General features: G+C 67.9%; 15 protein-coding genes. 8 read left to right on the forward strand and 7 right to left on the reverse strand.

Going from position 1 to position 19,646, the window contains the following annotated elements:
• Positions 1-89: 89 nt before the first annotated feature.
• The 4 genes from ND450_RS32945 to ND450_RS32965 form a co-directional block, all read right to left on the reverse strand.
• Positions 90-3,554 carry a hypothetical protein gene (locus ND450_RS32945; protein ID WP_253322241.1) on the reverse strand — a complete coding sequence of 1,155 codons (3,465 nt, stop codon included), beginning with the start codon at positions 3,552-3,554 and terminating at the stop codon, positions 90-92.
• 196 nt (positions 3,555-3,750) lie between these two features.
• The gene (locus tag ND450_RS32950) at positions 3,751-4,233 is read right to left on the reverse strand and encodes a hypothetical protein (protein ID WP_253322242.1); all 483 of its coding nucleotides are present in this window, start codon (positions 4,231-4,233) and stop codon (positions 3,751-3,753) included.
• Between the two features lie 426 nt (positions 4,234-4,659).
• Positions 4,660-7,203 carry a transglycosylase domain-containing protein gene (locus ND450_RS32955; RefSeq protein WP_305885184.1) on the reverse strand — a complete coding sequence of 848 codons (2,544 nt, stop codon included), beginning with the start codon at positions 7,201-7,203 and terminating at the stop codon, positions 4,660-4,662.
• 317 nt (positions 7,204-7,520) lie between these two features.
• Positions 7,521-7,919, reverse strand: coding sequence for a DUF5318 domain-containing protein (locus tag ND450_RS32965; protein ID WP_253322243.1), 399 nt, complete (start codon positions 7,917-7,919; stop codon positions 7,521-7,523).
• A gap of 164 nt (positions 7,920-8,083) precedes the next feature.
• On the opposite strand from ND450_RS32965, the gene ND450_RS32970 reads away from it, so the two are divergent.
• Positions 8,084-8,623: a PadR family transcriptional regulator gene (locus tag ND450_RS32970; protein ID WP_089918364.1), complete on the forward strand. Its 540-nt coding sequence runs from the start codon at positions 8,084-8,086 to the stop codon at positions 8,621-8,623.
• 30 nt (positions 8,624-8,653) lie between these two features.
• Positions 8,654-9,739 (forward strand): inositol-3-phosphate synthase, encoded by a 1,086-nt coding sequence (locus ND450_RS32975; RefSeq protein WP_089919046.1) that lies wholly within the window; start codon positions 8,654-8,656, stop codon positions 9,737-9,739.
• Between the two features lie 39 nt (positions 9,740-9,778).
• On the opposite strand, the gene ND450_RS32980 is transcribed toward ND450_RS32975, so the two are convergent.
• Entirely contained in the window at positions 9,779-10,513 is a 735-nt protein-coding gene (locus tag ND450_RS32980) for an SDR family NAD(P)-dependent oxidoreductase (RefSeq protein WP_253322244.1), read from the reverse strand.
• Between the two features lie 39 nt (positions 10,514-10,552).
• Here ND450_RS32980 and ND450_RS32985 point away from each other — a divergent pair, with 39 nt between their 5' ends.
• Positions 10,553-11,134, forward strand: coding sequence for a hypothetical protein (locus ND450_RS32985; RefSeq protein WP_253322245.1), 582 nt, complete (start codon positions 10,553-10,555; stop codon positions 11,132-11,134).
• On the opposite strand, the gene ND450_RS32990 is transcribed toward ND450_RS32985, so the two are convergent.
• Positions 11,083-11,712, reverse strand: a complete 630-nt coding sequence (locus tag ND450_RS32990) for an HAD family phosphatase (protein WP_253322246.1) — start codon at positions 11,710-11,712, stop codon at positions 11,083-11,085. The two genes, ND450_RS32985 and ND450_RS32990, sit on opposite strands and share 52 nt — an antisense overlap.
• A 66-nt stretch (positions 11,713-11,778) precedes the next feature.
• On the opposite strand from ND450_RS32990, the gene ND450_RS32995 reads away from it, so the two are divergent.
• The 5 genes from ND450_RS32995 to ND450_RS33015 all read left to right on the forward strand — a co-directional run bounded on the left by ND450_RS32995 (position 11,779) and on the right by ND450_RS33015 (position 18,487).
• Positions 11,779-12,945, forward strand: coding sequence for an MFS transporter (locus ND450_RS32995; protein ID WP_253322247.1), 1,167 nt, complete (start codon positions 11,779-11,781; stop codon positions 12,943-12,945).
• 57 nt (positions 12,946-13,002) lie between these two features.
• Positions 13,003-15,024, forward strand: a complete 2,022-nt coding sequence (locus ND450_RS33000; RefSeq protein ID WP_253322248.1) for a PhoX family phosphatase — start codon at positions 13,003-13,005, stop codon at positions 15,022-15,024.
• A gap of 129 nt (positions 15,025-15,153) precedes the next feature.
• A complete protein-coding gene (locus tag ND450_RS33005) occupies positions 15,154-17,247 on the forward strand; it encodes a PhoX family phosphatase (protein ID WP_253322249.1) in 2,094 nt (697 codons plus the stop codon).
• Between the two features lie 117 nt (positions 17,248-17,364).
• Positions 17,365-17,901, forward strand: coding sequence for a DUF3455 domain-containing protein (locus tag ND450_RS33010; RefSeq protein WP_253322250.1), 537 nt, complete (start codon positions 17,365-17,367; stop codon positions 17,899-17,901).
• A gap of 46 nt (positions 17,902-17,947) precedes the next feature.
• The gene (locus ND450_RS33015; RefSeq protein ID WP_253322251.1) at positions 17,948-18,487 is read left to right on the forward strand and encodes a DUF3455 domain-containing protein; all 540 of its coding nucleotides are present in this window, start codon (positions 17,948-17,950) and stop codon (positions 18,485-18,487) included.
• Here the strand turns inward: ND450_RS33015 and ND450_RS33020 are convergent.
• Positions 18,460-19,635, reverse strand: a complete 1,176-nt coding sequence (locus ND450_RS33020) for an MFS transporter (protein ID WP_253322252.1) — start codon at positions 19,633-19,635, stop codon at positions 18,460-18,462. The genes ND450_RS33015 and ND450_RS33020 overlap by 28 nt on opposite strands.
• Between the last annotated feature and the right edge of the window lie 11 nt (positions 19,636-19,646).

Here is a 19,646-nt window from a genome sequence, read left to right on the forward strand (position 1 = left end):
CTGCGCATGCGTGCTCCCCCAGGAGTCTTCGCGGTTCACGGACTTTCGGTCGAGGAGAAGGCCGGTGCGAGATCGCACCGGCCCCCAGGTCACCTGTTCAGACGTACGACGTTCCAGTCCCAGCCCCAGACGCCGGTCGGGCATCCTCGCTGGGCCGACTCGCCCCAGAACTTCTCGGTGGTGACGAATCCGCCGTCTTCCTTGTCGCACTGATACACAGCGAGCGTGTACTGGTAGTTCTTGCGCCACTCCAAGGTTGTCTTGAAACTTCCCTCGTACTGGAATCCGTACGCCCGCCAGAGCTTCGACGTGAGATTCCCCGTGGCCGTGCTGCAGTCGCCCATGATCACGCCGTCAAGGGGCTCCCCGCCCACCAGGCACTGGCCGGTGACCCGGTTCTTGATCGTGTAGTCGTAGGTCTTCACCGGTCCGCTGGGGCCCGTGGTGGTGCCGGTGCGCACGAGGTGGAAGACCCAGTTCTCCTTGAGGTCGTCGGAGCAGGCCCTCTGTTCGGCCAGGACCTGACCGTGCGGGTTGGGCGTGCCGATGTTCAGGCACCGCCCGCTGTTCTCGTTGACCAGCTTGACGATCTGATCGCCCTGCCAGACGTCGCCCGCCGGGACGAAGGCGACGGCGTCGAACGCGACGGCCTGCTCGTTTCCGGCTGCGTTGATGGAGCTCAGGGAGACCTTCGGGTTCTCGGTGAACGAGAAGACGCCGAGTTCGACCCACGGCTCGTCCTTGGTGCCCGGACTGACGTTCACCTGTTGCACGCCGTCCGCGCTGTGGACCGAGTAGGTCAGCTGCGAGGAGTTCAGCGCTCTCGGCGGTTGGAACGCCAGCACCTTCACCGGGGCGTTCACCGTGCGCCCGAGAGTCCAGGTGGCGGTCATGCGCAACTTGCGCCCGACCTCGTCGTCGGCATGGGCGTGGGAGAACCAGTAATGGCCCCCGTAGCCGCTCGTCGCGTGGTGGAGGTCCATTCGTGACGACGGTGTCGCGAAGTCGATGCTGAACGTCCCGTCGACGAAGTTCGTCCTGGGACAGGTCCTCGCCGGCGGATTGCCGTACTGGAAGGGCGGCGGAGTTGCGCGGTCCAGATCGTCGACGACCATCGCGTCGGCGACCAGCTTCGCGTTGCCGCAGGTCGGCATTCCGAGGGCGTCGTCGGGCTCACGGGGGTAGTCGGGGTAGTAGCGGTAGTTCTCGTTGCCGCACGTGTAGTCGCAGTCGGCCTTCCACACGGCCTGGTTGTTCCACCAGCACTTCAGGTCGTACTGGCCGGCCGAGTTCTTGTGGGCACAGGGTCCCGCGGGCTCGCCCACGACCTCGGGGGCGTTCGGCGTGAACTGGACGCCGGGGTAGCAGTCGTTGCGGGCCGGGGTGCAGAACGTGTTGATCGGAGGCTTGACGGTCTTCCTGTTGTACTTCGAGGACTTCGGGTCGGTGTCCGGCAGCTTCTCGTCACCGTTCCACCAGGCGGCGTTGAAGAACCGCACCTCCGTGTTCTCGTCCTCGAAGGCCGACGGCGGGTTCGCCGCGAAGCCCATCACCTTCTCGGGGTAGGGCCACTTCTGCGGCGTCGCGAAGTCCGCGGGGCTCCGGCCGAACTCGTACCTGTTCGCCGGGTACCGCGCGTTGGCGGGATTGTTGCCCCAGCCGAGGCCGACGGCGCCGTTGGAGCCGCCCTCGCCCGCCGGGTGGTAACCGGAGTTGTAGGCCCAGACGGCGCCGAACCAGTTCTCCAGCTTGCCGGGATCGTTGTTGTTGATCGTGACGCCCGCGTCCTGCAGCTGGTTCCACTTCTCCTGCAGGATCTGCAGACCCGCCGCCACGTTCGCCGCGTAGTCGGTGGCGATCATGACCTGGTGCGCGTACGACCTGGCCGTCTCACCCGGACGTTCCCTGCCCGCGAGGCGCATGCCGTCGGTCGTCTGGGACACGCCGTAGCCGCAGTCGGCCTTGGAGAAGTCGATGTCCCAGTCGTCGGCCTCGGTTCCGTTGTAGATGTCGTTGCCGTAGTAGTTGCCGATCAGCGAGTTCGCCCACTCACCGGGAAGCGCGAGCCGGCTCGCCTGCCACAGGTTCGACTCCTGGCCGAGGATGCCGAGCATGACCTGAACCGGGACCTTGCCACCGCCCCTGAGCGGAATCGACGGGAACATCCCGCCTTCCTGCTGCTTGTAGGGGAAGGAAAGCCCGTTGTTGTGCCAGTTCGGTGGCCGTTCCCACATGAGCCCGCCGTTCACCGCCCAGTTCGCCGCCCACTCGACCTGCTTGGGCTTGGGCTGGTAGATCTGCTTGCTCAGGTCGTTGCGACGGATCGCGCAGGTGGCGGCTGCCTCGCTCATGTCCTGGTTGGCCAGCGTCCCCATCTCGGACTGGCCGCTCGGGCCGGGTTCGGAGAGCGCGTTGACCACCGGCCGGTCTGCCGCCGGGTCGACGGTGAACCCGATGTCCTTGCCCGTCTTCGTGCTCTTGGCCTTGATGTGCACGCGCTCGGCCTTGCCGGGCGTCAGGGAGAACACGCCAGGGGTCTTGCCATCGGCCCGCGCCACCTCGGTGATCGAGGACTCGCCGCGCGACGAGAGTTGCACGCCGGCTGGAACGTCGAGCCGGGAGACGGTCGCGGGCAGCTTCTCGACCTTGTCGGTCTTGCCGGTGATGACGACCTTGCCGCCGATCGTGCGAGCGAGACCGACGTCGCCGGCCTTGCCCGCTGCGAGCGTGGAAGGCACGGCCGCCTGCTTGGCGGTCGCGAGGTCGAGCCGCTGCACGCGGTTCGTCCGGTCGTCGCCCTCCAGGTAGACGACACCGTTGGCGGCGTCGGGCTTGAGCTCGAACGCCACACCGGTCGTCGACGCCAACCGGGTCCGCTTGCCGTCGTCGGCGATGCGTTCCAGCGAGGATCCGGAGCTGGCGATGACGCCGTCGCGGGCGGGAACCGCCGATGTCACCTGCCCGAGAACCTCGACGCGCTTGCTCAACACGCCGGTAGCGGCATCGAGCTTGATCAACCCTGTTTTGCCCTTGTCCTCGGTCGCGTCCTGGGTGAGGACAGCCGTCTCGTCGAGACCGCAACCGGGGTTGTAATAGGCGAGCGTGGTGCGCACGGGCAGTTTCTTCACCGCACCCGTGTTGAGGTCTACGGTCGCTGTGAACGCGCCGCGAGCCATCAGGTCTTCCTTGTTGGTGTACGTCCGCGGTGCGTAGACCACCACGATCCGATCACCGGAGCCCGTCGCACACGCGTTGCCGATCCACAGGTCGGCCTCGACCGCCGGGTGGTTCAGCGTCGCCACCGTCTTCCAGGCATAGCCGGACTTCGCCGAAGCGACCATGACGTGGAAACCGGTCTGGTCACCGGTCGTCGTCCACATCCTGTCGTCCGACCGCTGCCAGTCGCCCCCGAGCACCTCCGCCCGTCGCTGCGGCGTGACCGACGACGGGTCGGTGGGCTTGGGCCGCTCCGCCTCGACGTTCGGCGCGGGGTCGGGCGCCGCGACCGCTGTCGTTGCGGACAGAAGTGTCAGTGCGGCTGTGCAAAGAGCCAATCTCCTCAGACTTCTTCGGAGACGTTTCACGAAACCTCCAGAGGTTTTCGGGCATGCCGATCGGGCTGGTAACCGCATGAGGACGTGTGCGGCTACCAGCCTTGGCAAGGATGTGAAACAACGCCTGTTCTCGGACGAACTGAATCGCATCGCCGAAATGAATCTGACCGCGGTTCAGAGCAACGCGAGCACAATCTCAGGTGCTGACGTGGAAGCCCTCGAAGTTGTCGTTCTCGCGGTAGTCGTTCCCGACCCATTCCACGCTGCCGGTGTACCTCGCCGAAGGACCACTCGGCGAGTAGGCGTCGTAGTACGCCATCGTGACCCAGCAGGCCTCGTGCACCCGGAACGACGAGATGCGGTTCTTCCAGCTGGGGAAGTTGTTCGCATCCATGTTGATCGTGTACCCGTCCTTGTCGCAGGTGCCGAAGCTGCCCCACCACTCGACGGCGCCGGCGGAGGCGTCGAACTTCCAGTTGTCGTACCAGGTCATCAGCTTCGAACTCGCGGCGGCTCTGGCGGCGAGCAGTTTGGGCGTGCCCTGCCGGACGTCGCACGTCTTCGCGACCTGGCCGGTCTTGCTCACCACGGCCACGCAGTAGTCCTGCGCGGGTGCTGCCTGCGCGGGGAGCGCGAGGCCTGACAGCGCGAATGCCGTGGCGGTCAGAGCGATGGACAAACTCTTCATTGTCTTCTTTCCCCCGATTCATTTTTTGGAGCACGGCGAAGAAGCCTGTTGTCGCATGCCGGCATGCGAAGACAGGCACTTTCCTGTGCGGAAGTGCATTAGCTGATCAAGGCTCACCGAGAGCGACATCGCTCCGGAACGCCCAGGCGGACGTGAGGCCCTTCGGCGCGGAAACCCCCAGAGTCTGTCGCGCCAGGAGAATTGAAGCTGATGCGCAGAGCGACGTCAAGCGCACGGAGCGTGGTCAACTGCGCGGGTGGATAGTTGCGCAAAAGCGCTCGGTGTGCTGAGCGGCGGAAATCGCCCGCAACGGACAAAGAACTCTGTGAATGCAAAAACCGCTCCCCGGGAGCCAGGACTGGATCTCCAGTCCGGCTTCCGGGGAGCGGTTCAGGTGCGCGCCGTCCCGTTGGCGGATCAGCCGTCTCCTGGGCCACTCCTCGGGCGGCCGGTGGAGGTCGGAGGATCAGGCTCCTCGGACGGGTCCGGGCAGTTGATGCCCGGGATGCAGCCGGGGTTCGGCTTCGTCTGCGACGGCTTGCCGGGCTCCGACGTCTGGGACGGCGGCGTGCTCGGCGGCGTGCTCGGCGGCTGGTTGCTCGTCGGAGCGACCGGCGGTTCGGACTTGCGCGTCGGGTTGAAGTTGCCGAGCGGGTTCGGCTTCGCGAACTTCTCCTTCGGCGCGCCCGCGAGCGCCCCGTCCATGAACTTCTTCCAGATCTGGCCGGGAAGGCCCGAACCGAAGATCGCCTTGCCTTCCTTGTTCCTGATGGCGACGTTACCGGCGTCCTTGCCCATCCAGACCGAGGCGGACAACTGCGGCGTGTAGCCGACCATCCAGGCCTTCGAGTTCTGGTCGAGGCTGTCCGCGAGCTCGTGCGTACCGGTCTTGCCGGCGCACTCGCGGTTGCCCGCGCACGGGATCTTCGAGTAGGCCGGGATCTCCTTCAACGTCTCGGTGACGTTGTCGGCGATGTCGCGGCTCTTCGTCTCGACCGGGTCGAAGGCAGGCACCGGCTGGTCGACGTGCTGGTACAGGACGTCGCCGCTCGGACCCGTGACCTTGCTGACGAAGAACGGAACGCGGTAGATGCCGCGGGCCGCGAAGGTGGCGTAGGCGGAGGCCATGTCGAACGGCCGCACCTGGGCGCTCTCGGCGCCGATGGAGATACCGGCGCTGGGCGGGTTGCCGCCTTCGCCGACCAGCGTCTGCTTGTCCTGACCCTCGATCCTGATGGTCTTCGGGATGCCCGCCTCGTGCGCGGCCTGCGCGACGGCCGGCGTACCGGTGCCGTTGTCGCCCGCCACCATCTCGTAGAAGACGGTGTTGAGGGACTCCTTCATGGCCTGCTTGACCGTGCATTCCTTACCGCACGTGGTGGTGCTCGCGTTGCGGACCGGCTGCTTGGCGATCGTGCGCGGCGTGCTGTCGTACGTGTCGCCGATGCCCTTGCCGCGCTTCAGGTCGGCCACCAGGTCGAACGGCTTGAACGACGACCCGGCCTCCTGGGCGGTGCCCATGGCGTAGTCGATGCCCTTGAGGCCGTCCTTGCCCGGGTAGTAGGCCCGGACGGCACCGGACTGCGGTTCGATCGCGCTGAGCGACGTGCGCAGTTCCGGGTCCTGGCCCTCCATGACGGAGTTGACGGCGTCGACCGCGGCCTGCTGCATCTTCGGGTCGATCGTCGTGGTGATGGTGACGCCTTCCTTCTGCGCCTTCTCCATCGTGATGCCGACGAGCTCGCTGTCGAGCTCGTTCTGGACCCGCTGGCTCACGCGGGCGAGCGGGCCGTCGAGGCTCGCGGGCTGCGTCTGCTCGAAGGGCAGCGGTGCCGGGTACTTGCGGCCGTCGTAGTCGGCCTGGCTGATCCAGCCCTTCTGGAGCATCTGCCCCATGACGAATTCCCAGCGCTTCTTCGCGTGCTCCTCGTCCTCGGACCAGGAGGGGATCTGGATCATGCCGGCGATGAAGGCGGCCTCGGAGGGGGTGAGGTCCTTCATCTCCTTGTCGTAGTAGACCTGCGCCGCGGCCTTCATGCCGTTCGCGCCCCGGCCGAAGTACACCGTGTTCATGTACGCGGTGAGGATCGTCGGGTGGTCCGACTCGTTGCTCATCTTGTAGGCCTTGACGAGCTCCGTGAACTTTCGCGTCAGCGTCGGAGCCTCGTTGTTGGTGGCCTTCTTGATGTACTGCTGCGTCAGGCCGGAACCACCGGAGCTGCCGCCGGTCGCCTGGATCCAGACGGCGCGGACGATGGCCTTCGCGTCGAACCCGGGGTTCTCGAAGAAGTTCGCGTCCTCCGCGGCCATGACCGCGTTCTTGACGGTGTCCGGGAGCTCCTCGTAGGTGAGCATCGTGCGGTTCTCACCGGGCGAGGTGATCTTGCCCATCTCGGAGCCGTCCGAGTAGAGCAGCGTGATCGTCTTGTCCTGCTTGGCCGCGATCTCGTCGGGGCGGGGCCAGTCGACGAGCGGGTAGGCGACCGCGACGGCGATCACCGGACCCAGGATCATCAGGCCGATCGCGACGAACGCGCCGATCCGGACGCGCTTCCAGATCTTCTTCTTGCGCAGACGACGCTCCTCGTCCTCGGTGAGCTCCGGCTCGTCGTCGTACTCGTAGTCGTCGTCATCGTCGCCGGCACCGGCCATGAGGAACTCGTCCTCGGGCTCGCGGTGGGTGATGAGCTCGGGCTCGCGCTGCGTCGGCCGGTTGACCGGCGGCATCTGCGTGGTGCGTTCCTCACCGGGGTTGCGCGGGGGAACGGGACGGCCCGGACCACCGGGACCGCCCTGGGGGCCGCCGGGACCGCCGGGCCCACCGGGGCGACGGGCACCGGGGGGCGGGGCGATCGGCATGCCGCCGGGAGGCGTCGGAGGACGGCCGGGGCCGCCCTGCGGTCCGCCGGGGCCGCCCTGCGGTCCGCCGGGACCGCCCTGAGGCCCGCCGGGGCCGTTCACCGGGCGCCCGGGACCTCCCTGCGGACCGCCTGGTCCGTTCGGGCGGCGCGGGGGCTGCTGCTGTGGGAATCCACCGGGCGGCGTGCCACCCTGGGGAGGGCGCGCGAAACCGCCGGGCGGGGTGCCCGGTCGTGGCTGATTCGGGACATCGCGCCTCGTACCGCCGCCGTCCGGGTCGTCCCCGGTCGGCCACTGCGGTTCGCCTCCGCGCTGCCGGTCATCATGCTGGTCGTTCACGTGAAAAGGCCTCCCAGACCGGCGTGCGTCAGCACACGGTTCGGTGGTCGTACTTCATTCGGAGCAGTGTCACCTGTGGGTCATTCCGCCGCAGTCCTCCTGCGTGGCTTTTCCAGCCCACGCTTCCCCAGGACGTATGACTGCACCAGGTGGTTCCAACTGCACGTGCGGCAAACCTCAACCACGTACACGGAGAACTCGTCGAAGAGGTTCGCCATCTTCACCAGTTCTTCAGGTGCGCGCGCCGAGCCGGCCGCGTGCTTGAGCTCGTCACCGTAGACCCACGAGACGTGGGTCAGGGGTTCCTTCCGGCACACGGGGCAGGGCACTTCCGTCGCCGTTCCGTGGAACTTCGCAGCTCGCAGCAGGTACGGGGACGCGTCGCAGACCTCCATGGTGCCCGTGCGACCGGCATAGACCTCCGCCAGCAGCGCACGGCGCTGCAGCGAGTAGTCCACCACCTGTCGTTGGGTCAACACGTGACAAGAGTACGTGCCGGGCGCTTTTCGATGATGGGCCGTTCAGGGCAGCAGTCCTGGACGCGGTATCACGGTGTGCCACATCCCACAGTTCTGAGGAGCACACGATGTATCGCGCCGATATAATCACCTCACCTATCGGTGCAGGTGCGAGGAGGTGACTCGTGTTCGAGTTCGCGCTGCTCGGCCTGCTGCACGAGGCGCCCATGCACGGCTACGAGCTGCGCAAGCGCTTGCATGACCTGCTCGGAGCGTTTCGCGCGTTCTCCTACGGATCGCTGTACCCAACACTGCGGCGACTCCAACGGGCGGGCCTGATCGTGGAGGAGGGGCCGGAGGAATCGGCTCTTTCTTGGGGACGTCGGGCTCGCAAGGTCTACAAGCTCACACCCGAGGGCAAGGAGCGGTTCGCCGACCTCCTGTCCGAGGCGGGGCCGCAGACCTGGGACGACGACTCGTTCGGGGTCCACCTGGCGTTCTTCTCCCGCACGCCGGCCGACGTCAGGATGCGCATCCTGGAGGGCCGCCGGCGGTGGGTCGAGGAACGCAGGGAGGGGCTCCGCGAGCGGCTCGCCCGCACGGGCGAGCAGATCGACCGCTACACCCGTGAGCTGCACAGCCAAGGCCTGGAGAGCACGGAGCGCGAGGTGCGGTGGCTCAACGAGCTCATCGCGCACGAACAGTCCGAGCAGGACGAGCAGTAACTTCACATGTTGATCAAGGAGGACTCGGCAATGGGCGAAAACCGCCGCACCGTTCGAGTGGCCATCGTCGGGGTTGGCAACTGCGCGGCGTCGCTGGTGCAGGGCGTCCACTACTACCGGGACGCCGACCCGAGCACCCGCGTGCCCGGTCTGATGCACGTGCAGTTCGGCGACTACCACGTGCGCGATGTCGAGTTCGTCGCAGCGTTCGACGTGGACGCGAAGAAGGTCGGTGTCGACCTCTCGGAGGCCATCGGGGCCAGCGAGAACAACACGATCAAGATCGCGGACGTGCCGCCGCTCGGCGTCGTCGTGCAGCGCGGTCACACCCTCGACGGCCTCGGGAAGTTCTACCGGGAGACGATCGAGGAGTCGGACGCGGCGCCGGTCGACGTGGTCCAGGCCCTGCGCGACGCCGAGGTCGACGTGCTGGTCTCGTACCTGCCCGTGGGTTCCGAGGACGCGGACCGCTTCTACGCCCAGGCCGCGATCGACGCCGGTGTGGCGTTCGTCAACGCCCTGCCCGTCTTCATCGCGTCGGACCCGGAGTGGGCGGAGAAGTTCCGCGCGGCCGGTGTCCCGATCGTCGGTGACGACATCAAGTCCCAGGTCGGCGCCACCATCACGCACCGCGTGCTGGCGAAGCTGTTCGAGGACCGGGGCGTCCAGCTCGACCGCACCATGCAGCTCAACGTGGGCGGCAACATGGACTTCCTGAACATGAAGGAACTGGAGCGACTGGAGTCCAAGAAGGTCTCCAAGACCCAGGCCGTCACGTCCCAGGTGGACCGCGAGATGGGCAAGCGCAACGTCCACATCGGCCCGTCGGACTACGTGGCGTGGCTCGACGACCGCAAGTGGGCCTACGTCCGCCTCGAGGGGCGCGCGTTCGGCGACGTGCCGCTGAACCTCGAGTACAAGCTGGAGGTCTGGGACTCCCCGAACTCCGCGGGCATCATCATCGACGCGGTCCGCGCGGCGAAGATCGCCCTCGACCGGGGCATCGGCGGCCCGATCCTCTCGGCGTCGTCGTACTTCATGAAGTCCCCGCCCGTGCAGTACTCGGACTCCGAGGCGCACGAGGCCGTCGAGAAGTTCATCCGCGGCGAAGCGTGACGTGCGGGGCCGCCCTCCTCCGGGAGGGCGGCCCTTCTCTCACCGCTTCGAGAGCCGCAGCTTCTGCCAGCTGCCGTCCGCGGTCCACCCGCCGTCGACGGGCAGCGCGACGCCGTTGACGTACCTCGAGTTGTCACTGGCGAGGAACCGCACGGCCTGCGCGATGTCGTCCGGCGCGGCGAACCGCCCGGCCGGCACGTGGTCGGTGATGTCGTCGTCGACGTAGTACCCGCCGGCCTGCGACTCGACGTCCATCTCGGTCTTGACCCAGCCGGGGCACACGGCGTTGACCCGGATCCCCCGCCCGCCCCACTCGACGGCGAGCGTGCGCGTCAACCCGATCAGCCCGTGCTTGGTCGTGTTGTACGCGGCCCGGTCCGCCACGCCCTGCAGCCCGGCGACGGACGCGATGTTGACGACGCTGCCGGACCTCTGCTCGAGCATCAGCCTGCCCAGCGCCTGCGTGAGCAGGAACGGCCCGGTCAGGTTGACCGCCATGATCCGTTCCCACTGCTCGAGAGTGGTGTCCTCGAACGGCACGATGCCGGCGATCCCCGCGTTGTTGACCAGCACGTCGACCCTGTGGTGCGTGGTCCGGACGTGGTCGGTCAGGCGCTGGACGTCCGCAGCGCTGGCCACGTTGCCGACGATCCCGCCCTCGCTCTCCTGCAGGTCGAAGCCGACGACGGTGTAGCCGTCCTCGCGCAGCACCTCGGCGATGCGCCGCCCCATGCCCTGCGCCGTGCCGGTGACCACGGCAACTCGTTGCGTCATACCGGTCACGCTAGCCGTGCTTGCGCTACCTTCGGCGCGGTGCGCACGCTGCTCGTCGCCCTCCCGGGCCTGGTCCTGGCCGGCATCGGCCTGACCCATCCGCACCACCTCGACGCGTCGACCGCGCTGTGGTGGCAGAACATGCACATCGTCCTGGCGGTGATCTTCCCGCTGCTCGGTGCGGCGCAGTGGGTGCTGCTCGACGGCAGCCCGCGCTACGTCCGCTACCCGGCTCGCGCCGCCGCGTTCGGCTACGTCGTCTTCTACGGCGCGCTCGACGCGTTGGCGGGCATCGGCGGTGGCGCGCTGGCGGTGCAGAACGGCGGCCGCTCGCCCGGCGACGCGGCGATCTTCAGGATCGGCAACCAGCTCGGGACCGTCGGTGCCTGGTGCTTCTTCGCGGCCAGCCTTGCGATCGCGGTCTGCGCGCTGCTCCGGCACCGCCTCAAGGCTGTGCCCGGCGCGTTCTTCCTGCTGGTCGGCAGCTTCCTGTTCCTGAGCAGCCACATCTACTGGCCGAAGGGCGTCCTCGCCTGCACCTGCATCGCGATCGGCATGGCCGCGACCAGCTACGCCAGCGCGTCCGGCAACTCCGAGACCGAACCCAGCACCCGCACCTGAGCCAGCACGTCCGCGGCAGGCGGGAAGTGCGGGTTCGGCACGGCCAGCACGGTCATCCCCGCGGCCAGCGCCGCCTTCAACCCGTTCGTCGAGTCCTCGACGGCGTAACAGGAGGCCGGGGAAACCCCGAGCCGGGAAGCCGCCAGCAGGTACACGTCCGGCGAAGGTTTCCCGGCGGCACACTCCTCCGAGGACACGGCCACCGGCACCGGCAGCCCGGTCACGTCGAGGAACACCCGGATCAGCACGGCCGGTGCGGACGAAGCGATCGCCACCGGAAACCGCGATGCCACGGCACGAACCGCGTCCACGGCGCCGGGGATCACCGGCAGGTGCGCCGCGTAGGCCTTCTCCATCGCGGCGATCACCCCGGCGGAGACCTCGGCGGCAGGCAACCGCACCCCCACGGCCGACACCAGGTACTCCGCCCACTCGGGCGTCGACATCCCCTGCATGTCGCGGGTGGCGGTCGGGGTCCACGTCCCCCCGTGGGCGGAGGCGAACGACTGGCGCACCTCGTCCCACACCTGCTCGGAGTCGATCAGCACGCCGTCGAGGTCGAAGATCACCGCATCCACCGGAGAACCGTACCCTGTGGCCCACGATACTTCGCTATGCTAATCAAAATCGGTTAGGATGGCGAAGTGAATTTCAAAGCTCAGCCCAAGCAGGTGTGGATCACGGCGTTCGCCGCGGTCATCGCCTTCATGGGGATCGGGCTCGTGGACCCGATCCTGTTGTCCATCGCGGAGGGTCTGCACGCAACACCGTCGCAGGTCACCCTCCTCTTCTCCTCCTACCTCGGCGTGCAGGTCGTGGCGATGCTCTTCACCGGCGCGGCGACGGCCCGGTTCGGGGCCAAGCGCACGCTCGTCGGCGGGCTCGCGCTGATCGTCGTCGCGACGCTGTTGTGCTCGGCGGCAGGGAGCATCGGACAGCTCGTCGGACTCCGGGCCGTGTGGGGACTCGGCAACGCGTTCTTCATCGCCACGGCGCTCAGCGTCATCGTCGGCGCGGCCAGTGGCGGGCAGAAGGCCGCGATCCTGCTCTACGAGGCCGCTCTCGGTCTCGGTCTGAGCGTCGGGCCGCTGCTCGGCGCGCTGCTCGGCAGCATCTCCTGGCGCGGGCCGTTCCTCGGCACCGCGATCCTCATGGCGGCCGCGCTGATCCTTTGTGCAACGTTCCTGGCCAAGGACTCGCACCACGAACGTCCGAAGATCGGTCTGCTCGACCCGCTCAAGGCGCTGAAGAACCCCGTCTTGCTCAGGACCTCCGTCGGAGCGGCGCTCTACACGGCCGCGTTCTTCACCGTGCTGGCCTGGTCGCCGTTCGTGCTGCGGTGGGGTGCCGTCGAGATCGGACTGATCTTCTTCGGCTGGGGCGTGTGCGTCGCCGTCTCCAGCGTCTTCCTGGCCCCGCGGCTCGCGGACCGGATCGGCGAGAAGCGCGCGATCATCGGGTCGGTGCTCGCGTTCGCCGTGCTGATGCTGCTGATGGCGGTGCCCAGCAAGCCGTTGCTGGTGGTCGCCGTGATCGTGAGTGGACTGGTCAGCGGTCTGCTGAACACGCTGTTCACCGGTACCGCGATGAGCGTCAGCGACGCGCCGCGACCCGTGGCGAGCGCCGGCTACAACTTCCTGCGCTGGCTCGGTGGTGCGCTGGCGGCGACGTTCGTGAGCCACCTCGCCCAGCCGTTCGTCGTGGCGGCCGTCCTCTGCGCGGTCGCGGCCGTGCTGCTGGCGTTCAACAAGACGGACACGCGCGAAGTACCTACGGAAGTCGTGATCGCGAGCGAGCAGCTAGTCGGTTAACAAAGGGTGAACTACGGTCGGTGCGTGTTCCCGCACCGATCGTAGGAGGCCACCACCATGATCCCCCTGCCGCTCGTCAACCACCGCGTAGGCAGAGCTGCGGTGACCTGCGAATACCGTTGTGGCGACGCCTGCTTCCACGACGTCCCGAACACCTCGGACAACCCGTACTTCGGTGATCTGGTCAGCCGCCGCACCGCGCTCAAGGCCGGTGCGGTCGTCGCGGCCGCGGCCACCATCGCCACCCCCGCGACGGCCGCCGCCGCGGCACCCGAGCAGTCTCAGGGCCGCCCACCACGGGGACTCGACTTCAAGCCCGTCGAGGTCAACACCAAGGACGAGGTCGTCGTCCCCGAGGGGTACGAGCAGGGGATCGTGATCCGCTGGGGCGACCCGCTCTTCCCCGGTGTCCCCGAGTTCGACTTCGACGACCAGACGGCCGCGAAGCAGGAGAAGCAGTTCGGCTTCAACTGCGACTTCGCCGCCATCCTGCCGCTGGACCCGTTGGAACTGACCGGGATCATGGTCACGAACCACGAGTACACCAGCGAGCCGTTCATGTTCCGCGGCTACGACGCGAACAACCCCACCGAGGAACAGGTGAAGATCGCCTGGGCCGCGCACGGGCTCTCGGTGTTCATGATCAAGCGCTCGCTGTTCTCCGGCCACTACAAGCCGCGCTTCAGCAAGTACAACCGCCGCATCACGCTCGGCACGGCGTTCGAGGTGCGCGGCCCGGCCGCGGGCAGCGACCTGCTCAAGACCTCGGTCGACCCGACGGGCAAGAAGGTCTTCGGCACGATCAACAACTGCTCCGGCGGCGTCACGCCGTGGGGCACGATCCTGTCCGGCGAGGAGAACTTCAACCAGTACTTCGCGAACGCCGCCGGCCGCAACGACCCGAGGCTCACCCGCTACGGCGTCACGGGCACGGCGACCACGCGCAAGTGGGAGCGCTTCGACAAGCGCTGGGACCTCGCGCAGGAACCCAACGAGGTCAACAGGTTCGGCTGGGTCATCGAGCTCGACCCGCACGACCCGGACTCCACGCCGGTCAAGCACACGCACCTCGGCCGCTTCAAGCACGAGACCGCGAACATCCGCGTCGCCGAGGACGGCCGGATCGTCGCGTACTCCGGTGACGACGAGCGGTTCGAGTACATCTACAAGTTCATCTCCAACGGGAAGATGAAGCGCGGCAACAGCAAGGCCGCGCGCCGCCACAACATGACGCTGCTCGACGACGGCACGCTCTACGTCGGCCGGTTCACCGGCGACAGCCCGCCGGCCGAGATCGACGGCACCGGCAAGCTGCCGAGCGACGGCAAGTTCGACGGAAGCGGCGAGTGGATCCCGCTGGCGTCGGGCAAGAAGTCGTTCGTGCCGGGCATGACCGCGGAGGAGGTCTACGTCTTCACGCGCATCGCGGCCGACAAGGTCGGTGCGACGAAGATGGACCGCCCCGAGGACATCGAGTGCCACCCGCGCACCGGCACGGTCTACTGCGCGCTCAGCAACAACGTCGAACGCGGCGTCACGGCGGGCAAGGAGGGCCCGACCGAGCCCAACCCGCGGATCAACAACCGCCACGGACAGGTCCTGGAGATCGTCGAACGCCGCGGTGACGCGCTCTCGCTGACGTTCAACTGGGGCCTGTTCCTCGTCTGCGGCTTCCCCGACGACCCGAACACCTACTTCGGCGGGTACGACAAGTCGCAGGTCAGCCCGATCTCCAGTCCGGACAACGTCGCGTTCGACCGGCACGGCAACCTGTGGATCTCCACGGACGCCGACGGCAAGCTCGACGGGCTCAACGACGGCCTCTACGGGGTTCCGCTGGAGGGCCCGGAACGCGGTCACCTCAAGCTGTTCCTCACGGTGCCGCGCGGCGGCGAGACGTGTGGCCCGGTGATCGGCGAACGGGTCATCACGGTCTGCGTCCAGCACCCCGGCGAGGTGGACGGCGCGAACGCCGACAAGCCCGTCTCGAACTGGCCGGACCGCGGCACGAGCAGGCCGCGTCCGTCGGTCGTGGCCGTGTGGCGCGAGGGCCGTCGTCAACTGGGTGAGATCGGCTGATCACGGCGCGTGCTGTGATCGTTCGGGAGTAGTACGAGTTCGCCTGCCGTTCACCTCTTGGACGGCAGGTGATCTCGTTGGGCTCTTAGGTTCGGCCAGTTCCCACACTGACCGATCTCGGAGGCCTGCGTGTCCTCATCCACCGATCGGGGCCGCCGCCTGCTGCCCCTGCTCCCGACGAACCACCCGCTCGGGCGTCAGGCCGTGACCTGTGAGTTCCGCTGCGGCAACGCTTGCTCGCACGAGGCGCCCAACTCGTCGGCCAACGCGTACTTCGGCGACGTCGTCAAGGAGGTCGTGAGCCGCCGCGGCATGCTCAAGGCCGGTGCGGTCGTCGCGGCCGCCGGCGCCGGTGCGCTCGCGTTCTCCGGCTCGGCCGCCGCCGCTCCTCCCGTGAGCGTCGACCTCGACCTCGACCTGCGCGGTCGCGGCAACGACGGCCTGAACTTCGAGCCGGTGGCGCCCAACACCCTCGACCAGGTCAGCGTGCCGAAGGGGTTCGAGCAGGACGTCGTCATCCGCTGGGGTGACGCGGTGCTGCCGGACGCGCCGAAGTTCGACTTCGACAACCAGACGCCCGAGGCGCAGGCCAAGCAGTTCGGCTTCAACAACGACTTCTGCGGCCTCGTCCCGCTGCCCGGCTCCTGGGACAGCTGGCTCATGGTGAGCAACCACGAGTACACGACCGAGTCGTTCATGTTCAAGGACTGGGCGTCCGACAAGATCACCGAGAAGCACGCCAAGATCGCGTGGGCCGCGCACGGCCTGTCGGTCGTCAAGGTCGAGCGCGAGCGCCGCTCCGGCAAGCTCGTCGTCTCCAAGAACGACATGAAGAAGTACAACCGCCGGATCACGCTCACCACGCCGTTCGAGGTCAAGGGCCCGGCCGCCGGATCGAAGTTCCTCAAGACCTCCGCCGACCCGACGGGCCGCAAGGTCCTGGGCACGCAGAACAACTGCGCCGGTGGCGTCACGCCGTGGGGCACGATCCTGTCCGGCGAGGAGAACTTCAACCAGTACTTCGCCAACGGCGGCACCGTCACCGACCCGGACACCAAGGCCAAGTTCGCCCGCTACGGCATCAGCGGCGGCGCGACGCTGCGCCAGTGGGAGCGCTTCGACAAGCGCTTCGACCTGGCCCAGGAGCCCAACGAGGCCAACAGGTTCGGCTGGATCGTCGAGATCGACCCGCTCGACCCCAAGTCGACGCCGGTCAAGCACACCGCGCTCGGCCGCTTCAAGCACGAGGGCGCGAACGTCATCGTCGCCAAGGACGGCCGCGTGGTCGCGTACATGGGCGACGACGAGCGCTTCGACTACATGTACAAGTTCGTCTCCGACGAGCGCATGCAGAAGGGCGACTCCAAGCGCGCCCGCGAGCACAACAAGCAGTTGCTGGACAAGGGAACGCTGTACGTCGCCAAGTTCACCGGTGACAGCCCGGCCGCCGAGATCGACGGCACCGGCACACTCCCGGCCGACGGCGAGTTCGACGGCTCCGGCGAGTGGATCGCGCTGGCGCACAACGACAAGTCGTTCGTGCCCGGCTTCACCGCCGAGGAGGTCTACGTCTTCACGCGCCTGGCCGCCGACAAGGTGGGCGCCACGAAGATGGACCGCCCCGAGGACGTCGAGCCCTCGCTGCACAACCGCCGGATCTACGCCGCGCTGACCAACAACACCGACCGCGGCAAGGCCGGCAAGGAAGGCCCGACCGAGATCAACCCGCGCAACGGCAACAAGCACGGCCACGTCCTGGAGATCGAGGAGCGCCGTAGCGACAACACGGCGCTGTCGTTCTCGTGGAAACTGCTGCTGGTCTGCGGTGACCCGAAGGACCCCGGCACGTACTTCGGCGGCTTCGACAAGTCGCAGGTCAGCGCGATCTCGTGCCCGGACAACGTCGCGTTCGACTCGCGCGGCAACCTGTGGATCTCCACGGACGGCAACGCGCTGGGCTCCAACGACGGCCTGTTCGCGGTGCCGGTCTCCGGCAAGCGCCGCGGCCAGGTGAAGCAGTTCCTCACCGTGCCCAAGGGCGCGGAGACCTGCGGTCCCGTCATCACGGACGACTTCGTGCTGGTGTCCGTGCAGCACCCCGGCGAGATCGACGGCGCGTCGGCGAACAACCCGCTGTCGCACTGGCCGGACGGCGGCACCTCGCAGCCGCGTCCGTCCGTCGCGGTGGTGTGGCGCAAGGACCGCCGCAGGATCTGCGACTGATCCTGTGGTCCGGCTCACTCCGACGCCGTGAACCGGTGCGGCTGCCCGTCCGTGTGATGGGTGGCTGCACCGCGGACAGCCAGAAGTCCACTTTGGTCGTCCACTTTGGAGTGAGCTGTGAACGTTCGTCTTCTCGTTGGTGCTGCTGCTCTTCTGGGTCTCGCTGCGTGTGGCACCCCCACCGCCGGTACCGCCACCCCCACTCCCGTCGCCCAGGCCGCGGACACGCCCGTCGCGGCGGCCGTCCAGGTCCCGGCGGGCCAGGAGCTGGTCGGGAAGTACCAGGCCGAGGGCGTCCAGACCTACTCCTGCCAGGGCAACGCGTGGAAGGGCCTGGAGCCCACCGCGACGCTCGTGGACGAGGACGACAAGCCGATCATCATCCACTCCCGCGGTCCCGTCTGGATCTCCACGGTCGACGGCAGCGCGGTCGAGGCGACGCCCGTCGACGGCGCCAAGAACGACGTCAAGGGCGCCGTTCCCGAACTCCTGCTGAAGGCCAAGACCGTGCGCGGCGACGGCCTGTTCGGCAAGGTCACCTTCGTCCAGCGCCTCGCTACCGAGGGCGGCGTGGCCCCGGCGGGCGGGTGCAAGGCCGGCGCGCAGACGTCCGTCCCGTACAAGGCGCTCTACACCTTCTACGCCGCCAAGTGAGACGAGACTGAACCGGTCCGTTGACCGGGCCGTACGACCGGGGGTGATGAAACGAACTGGCATCGTCCTGGTCGCATCAACTCTCCTGGGCATCGCGTTGGGAGGCGCGGGTTCCACCGCCGCGCCGACGGCGGGTGCCATGAGCGAGGCCTCCGCGAGGGTCGCACCCGCGGTCCAGGTCCCGCCCGGCAACAAGGTCGTCGAAAGGCTCCAGGCCAAGGGCGTGCAGACCTACACCTGCACGGCCGGGGCGTGGAAGGGCCTCGAACCCGCCGCCACCCTGGCGGACCGGCTCGGCAGGGCCGTCGGACTGCACTCCCGCGGCCCGATCTGGGTGTCCACCGTCGACGGCAGCGCGGTCGAGGCCGCCCCGGTCGACGGCGCCCGCAACGAGGTGCCCGGCGCCGTTCCGGAGCTCCTGCTGAAGGCCAAGTCCACCAGGGGCGACGGCGTGTTCGCGGGAGTCAGCTACGTGCAGCGCCTCAACACCAAGGGCGGTCTCGCCCCGACCGGTGCGTGCACCGAAGGCGCGCAGACCTCCGTCCGCTACGAGGCGCTCTACACCTTCTCCGTGCCCGCCCTCTGAACGAGCGCGACGACCGCCGCCGCGACCATCGTGATGCCGACGACCCAGAGACCGGTCTTCTGGGTCCCGGTGAGGTCGCGCAGCCACCCGGTGACGTACGGCGCCGCGAAGCCGCTCACGTTGCCCAGCGAATTGATCAACGCGATCCCGCCCGCCGCGGCCGTGCCGCCGAGAAAACTCGTGGGAAGTGCCCAGAACGTCGGCAGGGCAGCGCAGACGCCGATGGCGCAGACGGAGACCGCGACCATCGCGGCGACGGGGTTGTCGAGGTGGAGCGCGAACGGGATCGCGGCTCCACCGAGCACCATGGGCGCGGCGACGTGCCACTTCCGTTCTCCGGTGCGGTCACCGTGCCTGGCCCACAGGACCATGGCGACCGCACCGAGGACGTACGGGATCGCGTTGATCAGCCCGCGCTCGACGACGCCCGCGCCCGGTGCGAGCCCCTTGATGATCGTCGGCAGGAAGAACCCCAGCGTGTACAGCCCGTACACGATCCCGAAGTACACGAAGCTCAACGCCAGGACCCGCGGGTGCGTGAGGGCCTTCTTCAACGGCCAGTGCTCTTCCGCGGGCTGTGCCACGGCGTCCGCGGGCTTGTCCGGCAACCAGAACCACACCACGAAGGCCAGCGCGATCGCCGGCAACCCCTCGACGAGGAACATCGTGCGCCAGTCGGTCCACTGGATCAGCAGCCCGCTGAACGTGGCCCCGAGCGCCGTCGAGATCGGTACCGCCACCATGAACGACGCGACGATCCGCGCCCGGTCCTTCTGCGGGTACCAGTACGTGAGGTAGAGGATGATCCCCGGGAAGAAGCCGGCCTCCGCCACCCCGAGCAGGAACCGCAGCACGATCAGCACGGTCCCGTTGGGCACGAACGCCATGGCCGTGGCGAGGACCCCCCAACTGATCATGATCCGCGCGATCCACCGCCGCGCCCCGAACCGGTGCAGCGCCAGGTTGCTGGGCACCTCGAGCAGCAGGTACCCGATGAAGAACACCCCGGACGCGAACCCGAACACGGTCGAGGTGAGCCGCAGTTCGTCCGACATCCCGTTGGGCCCGGCGAACCCGATGTTGACGCGGTCCAGGTAGTTGACGAAGTAGAGCAGGCACAGGAACGGCAGGATGAACTTCCTGGGCATTAAGGTTCCCC

It is taken from the genome of Lentzea sp. HUAS12 (genome assembly GCF_024125735.1).
GTDB classification, from domain to species: Bacteria; Actinomycetota; Actinomycetes; order Mycobacteriales; family Pseudonocardiaceae; genus Lentzea; species Lentzea albida.